Here is a 15,457-nt window from a genome sequence, read left to right on the forward strand (position 1 = left end):
CAGAGGCTGAGGCATGACATTCGACACGCTTCTTGTTGCCAATCGTGGGGAAATCGCCGCGCGTATCATCCGAACCGCCCGGTCGCTTGGGCTGCGCACGGTGGCCGTTTATACAACCGCTGACGCGCGGGCACCCAATGTCGAACTTGCTGATGAGGCGGTTTGGATCGGTGAAGGGCCGGTTGGTGATAGCTATCTGAACGCAGAAAAGACCATTGCTGCCGCTCAGAAAGCCGGGGCAGGGGCAATTCACCCGGGCTATGGGTTTTTGTCCGAAAATGCGGGTTTTTCAGCGGCAGTCGAGACCGCGGGTCTGACTTTTATCGGACCCGATCCCGAAGCGATCAGGCTGATGGGCGACAAGGCCGTCGCCAAACGCCTGATGATCGGCGCGGGCGTTCCCTGCGTTCCGGGGTATGAAGGCGATGATCAATCGGATGCCGCTCTGGTCACAGAAGCGGACAAGATCGGCTTTCCTATTATGGTTAAAGCCGCAGCTGGTGGCGGTGGTCGCGGAATGCGCGTGGTCCAATCCGCCGACGCTCTTTCTGAGGCGATTGCGCTTGCCAGATCCGAGGCCGAGAACGCTTTTGGATCCGGCAAATTGATCCTTGAGAAAGCGATCGGTGATGCGCGCCATATCGAATTTCAGATTTTTGTCGATGGGTACGGGAACGTAATTCATCTGGGCGAAAGGGAATGCTCGATTCAGCGTCGCCACCAAAAAGTCATCGAAGAAGCCCCAAGCCCCGCCATGACGCCAGAATTGCGCGAAAAAATGGGAGCCGTGGCGATTGAGGCGGCCCGTGCGGTGAACTATCGCGGCGCCGGAACCGTGGAGTTCCTATTGGAACCGTCCGGCGTTTTCTATTTCCTTGAAATGAACACCCGACTGCAGGTTGAGCATCCTGTCACCGAGATGGTCACTGGCATCGACCTAGTGGCGCTACAGATCGCTGTCGCGCAGGGTGACGCCCTTCCGATCTCTCAGGAAGACGTCACCATGAACGGCCACGCCATTGAGGCGCGGCTTTATGCCGAAGACCCCGCTAACGGATATCTACCGGCAACCGGTCCAATTGATTTCTGGCAGGCTGCGACTGGACCCGGAGTGCGTGTGGACTCCGGCATTCAACAAGGGCAGGAGGTATCGCCTTTCTATGACGCCATGCTTGCAAAGATCATTGCGCATGGTCCAACCCGCGAAACGGCACGTGCGCGGCTGATCAAGGCTGTGAACGAATCTATTTTGCTGGGAACGGTGACAAATTCGCGGTTTCTTGCAGATGTGCTGCAGCACAGAGATTTCATTGCTGGTGATGCAACGACAACATTTTTGGATCGGACCTACCCCCGGGGCTTTCTTGCGTACCGGGTAACTGCGCCGGACATCGCCTTGGCGGCTGCGCTGTTGTTGGATGCGGATCAATCCCGCGCAAGGGCGGCGTCGGGCTACGTATCCGCCGAACAGTTGGGTTGGTCTAGCGCGGCGTTGCCGCCGTTCGCCGTGACGCTTGCCTATGTTGACGAAGAGATACAAACGCGCGCACTCGCCCGCCCCGAAGGATGGACCGTATGGGTTGAGGGCAACGCGTATGATGTCTCGTTCATCAAGCGCAGCAGCGGGAAGGTCCGGGCACGCATAAATGACAACACCGTCGACGCCACCGCACACATAACCCGGGACACGGCCCAGATCGCCATCGGCGCCGAGCGCCGGACGTTTCGACGCCTGCGTCCCGGTGCATTGGATGCGGGAACGATCGCTAGCGGTCGCGTCACCGCCCCCATGCCGGGTGCCCTGGTCGAGGTGGCGGCAAGACCTGGTCAAAGCGTTTCGAATGGCGACTGTCTGGCCGTTCTCGAAGCCATGAAGATGCAGCACCAAATCACTGCCGCCGTTGCGGGCGTCGTGACCTCTGTACACGTTGAGATCGGACAACAGGTGGCGGCGGGGGATGTTATGATCGAGATTGACGAAACATAGGTAGAATTGGGTGTGTGTCGGCTACCGCCGCTCAGGCACTGCATCCGGGGACATCGAACAGGCAAACACAAAATCGAGGGAACAAGCAGTGCAACAGGCAATGGATTTTTTGCAAGAAAGCGAGGCATTGTTTGCCATTCTAGCCGATATTTCGGGCGACCAATGGGAAAACCAAACCCAGTTCAAGGGATGGACGCTGAACGATGTTCTGGTGCATCTGCACTATTGGAACCAGATGGCCGATTTGTCGCTTCAGGACCCCGACGCATTTGCTGCGCGCATTGGCGCATTGTTTGTCAAAGCCAATGCCGAAGGGCTGCGCGCAGCCGAGAACGAAGCGATTTTGCTGCGTGGGAACGAGCTGCGCGATGCTTGGCGGACACTTTACACAGATATTGGCACACGTTGGGCCGATCTCGATCCCAAGCACCGGGTGAAATGGGCCGGTCCGGATATGTCTGTACGCTCGTCGATCACGGCCCGCCAGATGGAGACTTGGGCACACGGGCAAGAGATTTTTGACGTTCTTGGTGTCGAGCGCGTCGAACAGGACCGAGTCAAGAACATCGTCATTCTGGGTGTGAATACCTTTGGTTGGGCTTATCAGGTCAACGGCAAACCTGTGCCCGAGGCGATGCCGCGACTTGAACTGACCGCACCTTCCGGAGCCTTATGGGAGTTCGGTGAACCGGGGGACAATCGGATAACAGGACCTGCGGTAGAGTTTGCGCAAGTCTCGGCCCAAACCCGCAACATCGCAGATACATCTCTAAAGGTGGAAGGGCCGGTTTCTGCCGAATGGATGTCAATCGCGCAGTGTTTTGCCGGTGGTCGCGAAACGCCTCCAGCACCGGGTAGCCGTCACTGCGCTCGGGGCGCTCAGATTGCGTGAAAGACGTTGAATATAAGCCTAGAACCCGGCACAAAAGGACCCACACGTCCGACCGAAAGCGAAGATATGCTGCAGTTTAATGTGACAAAACTTGCATCTGGCCTGATCGTCGCTGTTGTCATCGGCTGGCTGCTGGTGCTGGGCAAGAGCATTTTTCTTCCGGTGCTTTTGGGCATTATCGGAATATACATTCTGGACTCGACCGCCTCGACAATCGGCCGTGTTCCGGGGTTGCGCCACATTCCACGCCGCGGGCGCCGTTTACTTGCACTGCTTGCCATATTTCTAACGCTGATTCTGATAGGGGTTTTTCTTGAGGCAAACGCGCAAGCGGTCGCCCAGAATATCCCGCGTTACCAAACCAACCTAAAAGCGCTGGTTGACTCGGCAATGGCGATTTTGGGTGTCAAAAAACTGCCAGACTGGTCCACGATCGAGCAGACGATTGCTGGCAAGTTCGATGTTTTGGGTTTTGTGCAGGGGACGCTTTCCACAGTGCAGGGTTTCGGGACGGTCATGTTAATGACAATCCTTTATATTGTGTTCATCCTGTCCGATCTGGACGATATGCCGGAAAAAGTTAGAAAGGCTTTGGGTGATGCTGAAACAGCTGACCGGTCGCTGCAAATTGTCGCCCAGATAAACCAGAAAATCGGCAGCTACCTAAGCGCAAAGACCCTGATCAACGTCATTTTGGCTGTGATCTCATATGTGATCATGTTGTTGCTTGGCATCGAGTTCGCAATGTTCTGGGCCATATTGATCGGCCTTTTGAACTATATCCCATACCTGGGTTCCATTGTTGGCGTTCTGTTTCCCGTCATGCTGAGCCTCGTGCAATTCGGCGGCATCTGGCACGCCGGTGTCGCGCTGATCGCGCTCATGGCCGCTCAGCTGTTTGTCGGAAACTTCCTTGAACCCCGCCTGGTCGGAAATTCGGTGAACCTGAGCGGGTTTATGGTGCTGTTTTCGCTGACGATCTGGACCGCGATGTGGGGTCTGGCAGGCACCATATTGGCGATACCGTTGACTGCCGTGGTGATGATCATCTTGTCGCAAATCCATTCTACACGACCGCTGGCGATTTTGATGTCAGAAAGCGGTGAACTTGACTGATTTTTCCAAAGCCCGGTTTTAAGTGATCGAATTATTCGTCATCTTTGGTGCGCGACCGCCACCCATTGGTCGGGGTGACGGTCGGTTTATAAGTTCTGGCGTTTAAAGCTTGATGCGGAACGCGGCGAAACCATCGGCGCCTTCGCCGGCGTCTTCGATCACCACTCCATTGACGTCGCTCATATAGTCGCGCGCTTTGGGGCCGGTTTCGAAAAGCACCGTGGTATCTGCGAGCGGGGCGAAGGACCAGTTGGCGTCCGCCTTTGGATCGATTGTGCCCTGTTCGACAATGTAACGCACGATGACGTCGCGGTTGGTGTCTGGGGCCTCGAAAACAATCGTGTCACCCAATGCGCCCGGGAAGGACCCACCGCCAGACGCGCGGTAATTGTTGGTGGCGATGATGAACTCCATATCATCCGTAACCGGCGTGCCGTTGAAGGAAAGGTTCACAATCCGAGCCGCATCTGGGTTCACCTCTTCGCCTTTTGGTCCAAATCGCGAGGGCTGGGACAGGTCGATCTGATAGGTCACGCCGTCCATAACATCAAAGTTGTAGGACGGGAATTCCGGGTTCAGTAGAATTGCGTCGGCCGAGCCCGGCTCAACCTGATTGAACATACCTGCCGAACGCTCCAGCCAACCCCGGACCTGTGCCCCGTTCACGCGGACCGCCCGCACGGTGTTCGGATAGAGATACAGGTCAGCCACGTTTTTGATTGCCACATCGCCCACTGGAACATCGGTATAATACTCTGGCCCACCACGGCCACCGGCCTTGAACGGGGCTGCGGCTGATAGGATGGGCAGCCCCTCGTGCTCGGTGCCCTTCATCATCTCTTCAACATACCATTTTTGTGCGATCGACACGATTTGCACCGACGGATCATCCGCGACGAGCGCGAAATAGCTGTGCAAAGGCGCGGACGTCTTCCCTACGGCGCGGCGAACATATGCCAGTGTTTCGTCGTGATCTTTGGCAACCGAATCCAGCACGGTCTGGTCGTCGCCAACCAGCGCAGTGATTGAGCGATCTTCGTTGCGCTTTGAGATCGGGCGCGCCTCGGACGTCGTTGTTACGACGCGCCATTCGTTCCCGTCGCGTTCCAGCAGCAGGTCCAACAGACCCAGATGCGAGCCCCAGAAACCGCCCATGACCGCTGGTTTGCCCAGCAAGGTACCTTTTTCGACGTCGATACCTGGACGATCCGCGAAGGTGGGCGAAGGGAAGACCAGGTGATTGTGGCCTGTGACCAGCGCGTCGATGCCATCGACGCCAGCCAGCGCGACTGAGGCGTTCTCCATCCCGTCGGCATGGTCTGCCTCACCGATACCCGAATGCGACAGGGCGATGATCAGGTCGCAGCCTTGCTCTTGCATTTCTGGTACATAGGCTTTCGCCGTATCGACAATGTCTCGGGCCTGAACGTTGCCTTCCAGATGCTTGCGATCCCAATTCATGATCTGAGGTGGTGTAAAGCCAATGACGCCGACCTTGATTGGATGCTTGCTGCCGTCGCCCATTTCAATTTCCCGGTCCAGAATGGCGTAAGGCTTGACCAGGGTCTTATCATCGCGTGGCCCTGCACCCTGTTTTTTGGCGACGTTGGCCAACACGACAGGGAAATCAGCGCCGGCGAGTGACTTTTCCAGAAAATCCAAACCGTAATTGAACTCGTGGTTGCCCAAAGTAGCGGCGTCATAGCCTACGGTGTTGAATGCGGCGATGATCGGATGGCTGTCGCCTTCTTTCATACCACGCTCATAAGCGATGTAATCGCCCATCGGGTTGCCCTGCAAAAAGTCGCCATTATCCACCAGCAACGAGTTGGTTGCCTCTGACCGAATGTCATTGATGATCGATGCGGTGCGCGACAGGCCTACCGTATCGCGCGGCTTGTCTGCGTAGTAATCATAAGGGAAGACATGCACATGGATATCGGTGGTTTCCATGATCCGAAGATGCGCCTGATTGTCGGCAGCGGCGGCCGAAAAAGGGTGCAGGGTGATTGCGGCGGCGCTGGCCGTGGTTGTGGCAAGGAACTGGCGGCGAGACATCGAAAAATGGTTGGAGGAGGTCATTCGGAACCTTTCAATATGTTGGCTAACGCGCCTTCTGCATAACTTACAAAACAACCGTGTGACACTGGTATCCAACGCGTTTGCAGCGGCGCGGCGCATGCGGGAATGTTTGGTACTGATGCCCATTGTGATCTGCTTACCCAATCATGGCAACATGTGTCGATTTGAGACGGTTGATTTTCGCGCGGTGCATATTGCGGAAATGGCGGCAGCCGCATTGGGATAGAATGTTCCGCATCGTTTGCTGAAGCGGCGTTGGCACAGCGGACCATTGCAAGCATCCGCGTTTTTCCGCCTGAGTGACGCAGATGGTAGAATCTGGTTGTGATAACGATCTTTATCTATAAAAGTATGCGCAGCCATGAGAGTTTTCGAAAAGTATCTATAAAATGAAAAACACCTCCCCGCTGTGGTCCCGCGAAGCTGCCCAAGCGTTGTATGACCTTCCGTTGATGGATCTGCTGTTTCGCGCTCAGACTGTGCACCGCGAAAACTTTGATCCCAACAAGGTTCAGACATCCAAACTATTGTCGATCAAAACCGGTGGATGCGCCGAGGATTGTGCCTATTGCTCGCAATCGGCGCGGAACGGATCAAAGCTGTCGGCCTCCAAATTGATCGAGGTTCAGCGCGTTCTGACCGAAGCGCGCAAGGCTCGCGACGGTGGGGCAACCCGGTTCTGCATGGGCGCTGCGTGGCGCGAACCCAAAGACCGGGATATGGATGCCCTTGTTGCCATGGTCGAAGGCGTGCGCGAGATGGGGATGGAAACATGTATGACCCTTGGCATGCTGGACGACAATCAGGTGGTCCGTTTGCGCGATGCGGGGCTGGATTACTATAACCACAACATCGACACGTCCGAGCGGTATTATCCCGAAGTCATCACCACACGCACCTTTGCGGACCGGATTGACACGATGAACCGTGTGCAGGAAGCGGGTATCAAAGTCTGTTCCGGCGGTATCCTCGGAATGGGCGAAGAGGTTCAGGACCGGGTCGATATGCTTGTCACTTTGGCCAATATGAACCCGGCGCCGGATTCAGTGCCGATCAATATGCTGATGCCGCAGGAAGACACACCATTGGCAGACGCGAAGCCCATCGACCCGATCGACTTTGTGCGGGTAATAGCCGTGGCGCGGATAATGATGCCGCAGTCTTATGTTCGTCTGTCCGCAGGGCGCAGCGATATGAGTGAGGAATTGCAGGCCATGTGCTTCTTCGCCGGTGCGAACTCGATCTTTGTTGGTGAAACGCTTTTGACGGCAGAAAACCCCGAAGAAGACACTGATGCCATATTGTTTGCCAAGCTTGGGTTGCAGGCGGAAACATCGGCCGAAAAATCCTGTTTGGATGCTGCTGAATGATAGCACTGAGTCGATTGAACTCGATGCTTGAACTGTTGGACACCCGGCACCGTCGCCGGGTGTTGGCATCACGGCGCGGTCTGGACTTTGCGTCCAATGATTACCTAGGTTTGGCGCAATCGGCATTCCTTCGCGTTGCCGCGCAAACGGCATTGGCGCAGGGCGTGCCGCTGGGATCCGGTGGTTCCCGTCTTTTGCGGGGCAATCATCCCGAACATGAGGCGCTTGAACACGAGGCCGCCGCCTTTTTTGATGCTGAGGCTGCTTTGTTCATGGGCGGAGGATTCCAGGCCAATCAGGCGATTTTCTCGACCCTTCCTGCCGCCGAAGATCTGATCCTTTACGATGCTTTGGTTCATGCAAGCGCGCATGAAGGCATGCGGATGGGACGTGGCCAAACACGTGCCTTTGCTCATAATGACGTGACCGCAGCGCGTCTGGCCATTGAGGAGTGGCTGGCAAAAGGCGGGTCTGGTCAAATCTGGATCGCCGTGGAAAGCATCTATTCCATGGAGGGCGACATTGCGCCCTTGGCTGCGCTGTCTGATCTGGCCTGTGAACACGGTGCCATATTGATCGTGGATGAGGCTCATGCGACCGGAGTATTTGGCCCGAACGGAAAGGGTCTGGCGCATGGCCTCAAGGCTGAGTTGCTGACTTTGCACACATGCGGCAAAGGGTTGGGGGTTTCTGGAGGGCTGATTTGTGGCCCGCGGGTGTTGATCGAAACATTGATCAACCGCGCGCGCCCGTTTATCTTTGCGACATCCCCATCTCCGCTCAATGCGGCCCTTGTTCGCGTGGTTCTGCAGCATCTTCAAACAGATAGTTCGCTGCCCCTGAACGCCCTGTCCCGCACCCGCCACGCGCATGCCGTTGCACGTCAGATCGGAACACCCCAAGAGGCGCTGAACAGCCAGATTATCCCCATAATTTTGGGCGATGACGCCAAAACCATGGAAATGGCCGCAACGTTACAGGCCAAAGGTTTTGATGTCCGTGGTATCCGGCCGCCGACCGTGCCACGGGGCACGTCGCGCCTGCGCGTGTCGATCACCGGCAACGTGGGCAAGGATGACATAAGCGCCCTGTTCGAAGCACTGGCGCATCAACAGACCGAGGCGGCATGAGCGCTGTAATCGTCACAGGCACCGACACTGGTGTCGGAAAAACGGTTTTTGCTGCGGGCCTGACGGCCGCGCTTGGCGCAACCTATTGGAAGCCGGTGCAATCCGGGCTTGAGGATGCAACGGACACAGAAACCGTCGCGGCGCTTTCCGGTGCTGTAATTTTGCCGGAAGCCTATCGCCTGAACATGCCAGCCTCACCACATTTGTCGGCCGAAGACATAGGCGTCGAGATTTCGCCGGATCGGCTTGCGCTGCCTCAGGTCAACGGACCCCTGGTCGTCGAGGGGGCAGGCGGGATCATGGTGCCGCTGAACCGCAAGACCTTTTTCCTTGATGTCATCTCGGTGTGGCGGGCGCCCGTGGTTCTGGTGGCCCGGACCGCATTGGGTACGATCAACCACACAAGCCTGTCCCTGATGGCTTTGCGGGGAGCAGGTTGCAACGTCGTCGGCGTAGCGTTTGTAGGCGACGCTGAACCAGAGGTTGAACAGACCATCGCCGAGATGTGTCAGGTTACCCATTTGGGACGCTTGCCGTATCTTGAAACCCTGTCGGGAGAAACGCTGTCGGATGCTTTCGATGCGATTGACACAGCAACAATTCGGAGAGCTTTGTGACCGCTCTGGAGTTTGATGCCCGCCACCTGTGGCATCCCTATACTAATGTTCTGAACCCCGGTCCGATGCATCTGATCACCGAGGCCGAAGGGGTATGGCTGACCCGGGAAGACGGCACTCGGATGATCGATGCTATGTCGTCGTGGTGGTGTGCGGTGCACGGGCATCGTCATCCGGCCATTACTGCTGCGATGCAGGAACAGCTGCGGCAAATGCCCCATGTCATGTTCGGTGGCCTGACGCATCGACCCGCTATTGAACTGGGTCGCAAGCTGGTCGAGCTGTTGCCTGACGGGCTGGATCGCATTTTCTACAGCGATAGCGGATCGGTCGCGATTGAAGTCGCCTTGAAAATGGCTGTGCAGTATCAGATGGCGCTGGGTCACACGGGGCGCACGCAATTTGCGACCATTCGCGGCGGATACCACGGGGACACATGGAAAGCGATGAGCGTCTGCGACCCCGAGAATGGGATGCATGGGCTGTTCAGCGGCGCGCTGTCGATCCAACATTTCCTGCCCCGCCCACCGATATCGTTTGATCAGGAATGGACGGATGATCCAACCCTGAATGGGCTGGATGCACTGGCTGAGCTGCTGGAAGCCAAGACCGATCAGATCGCGGCCCTGATCCTTGAGCCTGTGGTGCAGGGCGCGGGTGGCATGTATTTCTATCACCCCAAGTGGTTAAAAGGCGCGCAAGACCTGTGTAAAGCGTACGGAATTCTTGTGATTTTTGACGAAATCGCGACTGGGTTTGGTCGCACGGGCGAACTGTTCGCGATGCGTCATGCCGAAGTGGTTCCTGACATCATCTGCATGGGCAAAGCGCTGACAGGCGGACATATTACTCTGGCCGCGACCGCCACGACTGAAGATGTCGCGCGCCGAATTGGCGAAAGCGAAGCAAACGTTCTGATGCATGGCCCGACCTATATGGCCAACCCGCTGGCCTGTTCTGCCGCGGTGGCCAGTCTGGACCAACTATCGGTCAGAGATTGGCGCGCCGAAGTGCACGCGATCGCCGACCAGATCAAGCAAGAACTTGCCCCCGCACGTGAATTGCCAGGCGTTGCCGATGTGCGCGTGCTTGGCGCGATCGGGGTCATTGAAATGGAGCAATGGGCTGATCCCGCGGTTGCGCATGCGCTGGCACCCGATACCGGCGTTTGGTTGCGCCCGTTTGCCCGCAACATCTATTGCATGCCGCCTTACATCATCTCTGCGAATGAATTGAGCCGTGTAACATCGGCCATGATCTCGCTCGTCAAAGGCATGTCATGAAACAGCGGTGGTTATCGCATTCCGGAACGGATGAATTGATCCTGATCTTTGGCGGTTGGGCGCTGGGGGCTGCGCCTTTTGCTGGGCTTTCAGGGCGCGGTGATGTGCTATTCGTCGACGACTTCCGCCACCTTGACGATCCTCTGCCTGATATTGCGCAATATGACCGGGTCAATCTGATTGCCTTTTCTTTTGGTGTCGCATCTGCGGGCCACTGGCTGACGCAAACTGGATTTTGTCCCGATCGGCTGATTGCCGTCAGCGGCACGCTATGTCCGGCTGACCCCGAGCGTGGCATCGCACCGGATATGATCCGCGCCACGGCGGAAAACCTGACCGCAGCCAGTTTCGCAAAGTTCTGTCGCCGCGCCGGATTGAACGGGCCGGTTCCCGAAATTGATCTGGAGGCTGCGCAGGCAGAGCTTCACGCCGTGATCGACCGTGGTGGCGCACCCGAGGTGGCGTTTGACCGGATTTGGATCCCCCAGCGGGACCGAATTATCCCAACGCCGGCGCAAGAGGCGGCATGGGCGCACCAACAATCTGCCGTGCGTGGTATTGCCACCCCGCATGTCCCGTTTCGCGACGGTCAGAACTGGCAGGAGTGGGCCGCATGAACGTACAGATCGCAGACCGCGTCCAGCGCAGTTTCAGTCGCAGTTTCCGCAGCTACCACAGATCAGCGAGCCAGCAGGCCAAAATCGCGGATCGGCTGGTCCAAGAGATGCGGGCCGGCGGCGGGCCGGACCGTTTCCCGGCCGGTTTGGAATTTGGGTGTGGTACCGGCCACCTCACGCATCGGGTGTGTAGCGCATTCGACATTGGTCAGTTGACGGTCAATGACCTGTCGCCCGAAGCGGCTGAGACCGCAACAGCGGTCGGCGCGGACTTTTTGTGTGGTGATGCCAAAACTGTTGAATGGCCATCTCAACCCAATTTGGTCATTTCCGCATCCATGATCCAATGGCTGTTTGATCCCGCAGCCTTCTTGCAAAAGGCGGCCAACGCATTGGCTCCTGGAGGGTGGTTGGCGGTTTCAGGCTTTGGACCAGAACAGTACCGGGAGCTGGTGAAAGTCGGCTCCACAGCCAAAGCGCCGGGCCTGTGCCGATCTGAAGATTTGGCCGCGGCGGTCGAAGGCCAGTTAGAGATTATCAGTTGCGGCGAAATTCTCTCTGCATTGCGCTTTGATACGCCCCGAGACGTTCTCAATCACCTTCGAAGAACTGGGGTCAACGGGCGCGCGCAGAAGGTCTGGACCAAAACCAGTCTTGCCCAATTCTCGGAACAATATATCCGACACTTTGGCGATGATGATGGCGTGCCCCTGACCTATAACCCAACTTGGATCGTGGCCCGCAAACATAGCTGAGTGCTGTTACCAATCAATGCGCTCATAGGCTTCGGTCTGGATACACGAGATCTCAGAGCCCGGGTTGGTCACTACCGCTTCGGCCATAACATCGCCGCCGGTTTCCGCGTCACTTTGCGCAAAATCCAAGTGCCACGGCGCGGGCGGTTCAACCAGTGTTGTTGCAGCAAGCGTTTCGGACAGATCAGGGGCAAGGTCTTTTGCGATTTCATCTGTTTGCCCGACGTCCAGAGCAAAGGAAGTCACTGAAGTCAATTGCGCCCCGTTAAATCCGGTGTCCGTCACCAAGATTTCCCCTTCGATTGCGCCTTGAAATCCTGGGGGCGGGGAAATCTCAAGAAAGTCGAGATCCCAGCCAGATAGATCCGCAGAGCCGCCATCTGTCATCAGTGAATCCTCACCGCTGATCAGCAAAGTATTTGGTGGCAGCCCTTCTAAAGATACAGCAGCCTGATCACTTGCTTGGTCCATCTCGATTGCGACTTCGATCGTCCCGTTTTCGCTGACATATGGGTCTGGGTCAGCTTGCAAAAGCTCGCGCCCCGTTGTGTCCGGCCCGTCCCATTCCAATTTCAATCCTGCACGACCGTAATTCTCAAAATACCGAACTTCGATATCATAAGTGCCGGGTTCCAGGTCGATTTTTCCGGACCGCGTTCGGAACCCATGCAGACCATCATTGTCCACGATCCTAACGCCGTTGACGAAGAGTGCTACGCCATCGTCCGCACCGGCAAAAAAAGTGTAGGAGCCGCCTTCTTCTATTGTGATTTTACCTTCGAGTTTTGCCCCAAACGTATCCCTTGAACCGCCTTCCCAGAATGAGTTGCGACTGTTATCAAAATTGATTTCAGGCACAAATTCCTGTTGCGTCGGGTCAGCGGACCAGTCGATGTCGTCCAGCTTTGACAACCTGTTGTCCATGTCAAAATAACTTGCGCGGAACCCGCCCACAATTTTGGCATCTGGTGAGGGCAGGTCAGCCTGAGTTACTTCGAAAGTCAGGTATTGTACGCCGTCGTGACTGCTGTTTTCACTGGTCGGCGTAGAATGATGCAGGGCTGCTTCGACTGTTCCCGCAAATTCTGGCGGCGGTGTTATGGTGATCATCTCACCTTGCCAGCCTTCCATCTCTGCGATCCCGTCCACATTTGCCGCGAATGCGATTCCGCCAGCCTCGACAATTGTTCCAGTCGGCAGACCTGTCAGTTCGAACGTGGTTTCATCGGTCACGCTGAGCGTTCCCATATCCACACCAATGGCAAGTGGCACGCCCGAAACGGTTTGGGCCGCGGACACGTCTGGGGCTGTAACCACCTCACGTTCGTCAAGACCTGGGCCCTCCCATTCAAGCTTCAGTCCAGCCCGGCCGCAATTTTCGAAGTATCGGATTTCGATCGAATGTGTTCCCGGTTCAAGCTCAATTTCACCTGTTCGAGTTCGAAACCCGTGCAGCCCGTCATTTTCAACGACCTGTTGGCCGTTGATTACCAACATCGCCCCATCATCGGCGCCCAGAAAGAAAGTGAATGTTCCGCCTTGCTCAACTTCGACGCTGCCATTGATCTGGACGCCGAACGTGTCTTTCGCGCCTCCATCCCAAAATGTGTCGTGACCGTTAGCGTAGTTGATTTCGGACGTAACCTCTTCATGGGTCGGTTCTGCGGTCCAGTTGATGTCTTCCAGTTTGGAAAGACGATGATCAACGTCGAAATATTTGGCGTGAAACCCTGACGAAAACGTCATCTCGTCCGTATCCGCCACATTGACAGTAAAGCTTTCGGAGTGACGCAACCCGCCTGCGTCGATCACCGTGACATCAACGGTGACCGAGGATGCCTCTTCATAGTCCAACGCAACACCGGGTTTCAGACGCAGTTGACCACCGATGACTTCGAACCGGTCATCCGAGATTTCGAACCTATGGGTGTCGTCCTGATCCGGATCCTCAAAACTGAGCTGCCCGACAACGGCCCCATCAACATTTTCGGCTACGGTCAGCTCTGCGGCGGTCAGTGTGATGTTATCAACCAAGGCACCGTAGGTATCATTCTGTCCCTCAGGTTCGCGCAGTTCCAGCGTGTCTTGTCCGGTCCCAACGACCTGCAGCTGGAACGTTTCCCAATCTGCGGATTGCGGGTCCAGCTCCGCCACCAGATTGCCGTTCCAATAGACCTCGACCGTATCGGTTCCACCTGCTAGACGCTCACGCAGGTCAACGCCCAGATCATAGAGTTGACCATCCTCTGTCTGGACGACCTGGGAAATACTGTCGATGCCCCGACCATGATCCATCTCGAGCAGCTGATCGCCATCGGATGCACTCGTACCGCCTAAATGATCCCAGATTTCCATTCCATGCGCGTCTTGCCAGGACCCGCTTTCATCCGAGCCAAAGCCTTTCCACCTGCCTTTATCCAAGTCAAATTCTTCGAAACTGCCATTCTGAATGAGGTTTTCATAGGCATTGTCCAGCACAAGACGTATCGGACCCTCGTTCACATCCTGAACGTCTACTGTGAAACGCTCGGTCAGGGTGGACCCGCCAGCATCCGTGACGATGACGTCGACCTCTATCTGCGCCGCTTCCTCATGATCCAGTGCATTGCCGGGCTTTAGCTGCAATTGGCCATCAACGATGTCAAAACGGTTGTCCGAGATGTCAAAGCTGTGCGTGTCCGACGCATCTGGGTCTACGATGGAGATGTTTCCGATCACTGCGCCGTTGGCGTTTTCGGTGACAACACTGTTGTCCAGCGCCAGTCCAGTCGGACCCTCGTTCACATTCTGAACGTCCACGATGAAACGCTCGGTCAGGGTGGCTCCGCCAGCGTCTGTTACCGTGACATCGACCTCTATCTGTGCCGCTTCCTCATGATCCAGTGCAATGCCGGGCTTTAGCTGCAACTTGCCGTTCACGATTTCAAAACGGTCGTCCGAGATGTCAAAGCGGTGCGTGTCCGACGCATCCGAGACTACGATGGAAATGTTTCCGATCACCGTGCCATTGGCGTTCTCGGCGACAGAAGTGTTGTCTAGAGTAACCTCTTGCAGCGCGCTGTTTTCGGTCTGTGTGTCGGTTGGTATTGCCGGGGCTGCATCCAGATTGGGTACGCTTGGCAGCTCCGGACGAGAAGCCGAGCCGCTTACATGGGCAATTCCCACACCTTCGGCTGTTTGGGCCGCTGGACTTGCGGCACTGAATGTTTCCACCCTGGCCGCGCTTTCAACAATTTCCAACGCCTCTGCCTTGGGGTTCTGTGCAATTGACCCAGCCAACGTGTTCGTCGAATAAAAGGTATGGGCGACTGGATCAGTGTTTGTGACGTTGCCGGATTGTTGCGCATGCAAGGTGCGAGGGTTCAACTCTTCCGGGGCACCCTCGCTCCGAGTGTTAGGTTCAATTGTCCCAGAGAATTGTTGGCCTGTGTGTAACGAACTGCGCGTCGGATCTTCGCTTGGCCCGACAACATTGCGGGAAAGATGAGTGGCGATCTCGTGTTGTTCGTCCATATCGGCCTGTGCGGACCTTGTGTGAAAATTCAGGTCGGTCTCTAGTTTACCCATCGCACAATTCCCCAAACAACAGCTGATTCACCGTATTTGGT

At 56.3% G+C, this 15,457-nt stretch carries 11 protein-coding genes; 9 read left to right on the plus strand and 2 right to left on the minus strand.

Annotated features, from left to right (window positions below):
- Nucleotides 1-13 precede the first annotated feature (13 nt).
- From AC2FI9_RS05665 to AC2FI9_RS05675, 3 genes are all read left to right on the plus strand, one after another.
- Nucleotides 14-1,987, plus strand: a complete 1,974-nt coding sequence (locus AC2FI9_RS05665; RefSeq protein WP_496766439.1) for an acetyl/propionyl/methylcrotonyl-CoA carboxylase subunit alpha — start codon at nt 14-16, stop codon at nt 1,985-1,987.
- A 100-nt stretch (nt 1,988-2,087) separates the two neighbouring features.
- Nucleotides 2,088-2,879: a TIGR03084 family metal-binding protein gene (locus tag AC2FI9_RS05670; protein ID WP_496724688.1), complete on the plus strand. Its 792-nt coding sequence runs from the start codon at nt 2,088-2,090 to the stop codon at nt 2,877-2,879.
- A gap of 66 nt (nt 2,880-2,945) precedes the next feature.
- A complete protein-coding gene (locus AC2FI9_RS05675; RefSeq protein ID WP_496766441.1) occupies nt 2,946-3,995 on the plus strand; it encodes an AI-2E family transporter in 1,050 nt (349 codons plus the stop codon).
- A 102-nt stretch (nt 3,996-4,097) separates the two neighbouring features.
- On the opposite strand, the gene AC2FI9_RS05680 is transcribed toward AC2FI9_RS05675, so the two are convergent.
- Nucleotides 4,098-6,077, minus strand: a complete 1,980-nt coding sequence (locus tag AC2FI9_RS05680) for a bifunctional 2',3'-cyclic-nucleotide 2'-phosphodiesterase/3'-nucleotidase (protein ID WP_496766443.1) — start codon at nt 6,075-6,077, stop codon at nt 4,098-4,100.
- A gap of 389 nt (nt 6,078-6,466) precedes the next feature.
- Between AC2FI9_RS05680 and bioB the strand changes: the two genes are divergently transcribed.
- The 6 genes from bioB to AC2FI9_RS05710 are packed head-to-tail and all read left to right on the plus strand — an operon-like array spanning nt 6,467 to nt 11,849.
- Nucleotides 6,467-7,447 carry a biotin synthase BioB gene (gene bioB, locus AC2FI9_RS05685; protein WP_496766445.1) on the plus strand — a complete coding sequence of 327 codons (981 nt, stop codon included), beginning with the start codon at nt 6,467-6,469 and terminating at the stop codon, nt 7,445-7,447.
- Complete coding sequence (locus tag AC2FI9_RS05690; RefSeq protein ID WP_496766447.1) at nt 7,444-8,577, plus strand: 8-amino-7-oxononanoate synthase; 1,134 nt, start codon at nt 7,444-7,446, stop codon at nt 8,575-8,577. The genes bioB and AC2FI9_RS05690 overlap by 4 nt, the downstream gene beginning before the upstream one ends.
- Nucleotides 8,574-9,194 carry a dethiobiotin synthase gene (bioD, locus tag AC2FI9_RS05695; RefSeq protein WP_496766449.1) on the plus strand — a complete coding sequence of 207 codons (621 nt, stop codon included), beginning with the start codon at nt 8,574-8,576 and terminating at the stop codon, nt 9,192-9,194. The genes AC2FI9_RS05690 and bioD overlap by 4 nt, the downstream gene beginning before the upstream one ends.
- Nucleotides 9,191-10,477 (plus strand): adenosylmethionine--8-amino-7-oxononanoate transaminase, encoded by a 1,287-nt coding sequence (gene bioA / locus AC2FI9_RS05700; RefSeq protein WP_496766451.1) that lies wholly within the window; start codon nt 9,191-9,193, stop codon nt 10,475-10,477. Before bioD ends, bioA begins: the two co-directional genes overlap by 4 nt.
- On the plus strand, nt 10,474-11,094 hold the full coding sequence (locus tag AC2FI9_RS05705; RefSeq protein WP_496766453.1) for a pimeloyl-ACP methyl esterase BioG family protein: 621 nt from the start codon (nt 10,474-10,476) through the stop codon (nt 11,092-11,094). Before bioA ends, AC2FI9_RS05705 begins: the two co-directional genes overlap by 4 nt.
- Nucleotides 11,091-11,849, plus strand: coding sequence for a methyltransferase (locus tag AC2FI9_RS05710; protein ID WP_496766455.1), 759 nt, complete (start codon nt 11,091-11,093; stop codon nt 11,847-11,849). Before AC2FI9_RS05705 ends, AC2FI9_RS05710 begins: the two co-directional genes overlap by 4 nt.
- A gap of 6 nt (nt 11,850-11,855) precedes the next feature.
- Here AC2FI9_RS05710 and AC2FI9_RS05715 read toward each other — a convergent pair whose 3' ends face one another.
- Entirely contained in the window at nt 11,856-15,416 is a 3,561-nt protein-coding gene (locus tag AC2FI9_RS05715; protein WP_496766457.1) for a PA14 domain-containing protein, read from the minus strand.
- Between the last annotated feature and the right edge of the window lie 41 nt (nt 15,417-15,457).

This window comes from Ruegeria sp. CDSA246, assembly GCF_059611225.1.

Bases quoted from the DNA above. Each gene is read 5' to 3' on its own strand.
- AC2FI9_RS05665 (WP_496766439.1), top strand. From the start codon at position 14: ATGACATTCGACACGCTTCTTGTTGCCAATCGTGGGGAAATCGCCGCG.
- AC2FI9_RS05670 (WP_496724688.1), top strand. From the start codon at position 2,088: ATGGATTTTTTGCAAGAAAGCGAGGCATTGTTTGCCATTCTAGCCGAT.
- AC2FI9_RS05675 (WP_496766441.1), top strand. From the start codon at position 2,946: ATGCTGCAGTTTAATGTGACAAAACTTGCATCTGGCCTGATCGTCGCT.
- AC2FI9_RS05680 (WP_496766443.1), bottom strand. From the start codon at position 6,077: ATGACCTCCTCCAACCATTTTTCGATGTCTCGCCGCCAGTTCCTTGCC.
- bioB (WP_496766445.1), top strand. From the start codon at position 6,467: ATGAAAAACACCTCCCCGCTGTGGTCCCGCGAAGCTGCCCAAGCGTTG.
- AC2FI9_RS05690 (WP_496766447.1), top strand. From the start codon at position 7,444: ATGATAGCACTGAGTCGATTGAACTCGATGCTTGAACTGTTGGACACC.
- bioD (WP_496766449.1), top strand. From the start codon at position 8,574: ATGAGCGCTGTAATCGTCACAGGCACCGACACTGGTGTCGGAAAAACG.
- AC2FI9_RS05705 (WP_496766453.1), top strand. From the start codon at position 10,474: ATGAAACAGCGGTGGTTATCGCATTCCGGAACGGATGAATTGATCCTG.
- AC2FI9_RS05710 (WP_496766455.1), top strand. From the start codon at position 11,091: ATGAACGTACAGATCGCAGACCGCGTCCAGCGCAGTTTCAGTCGCAGT.
- AC2FI9_RS05715 (WP_496766457.1), bottom strand. From the start codon at position 15,416: ATGGGTAAACTAGAGACCGACCTGAATTTTCACACAAGGTCCGCACAG.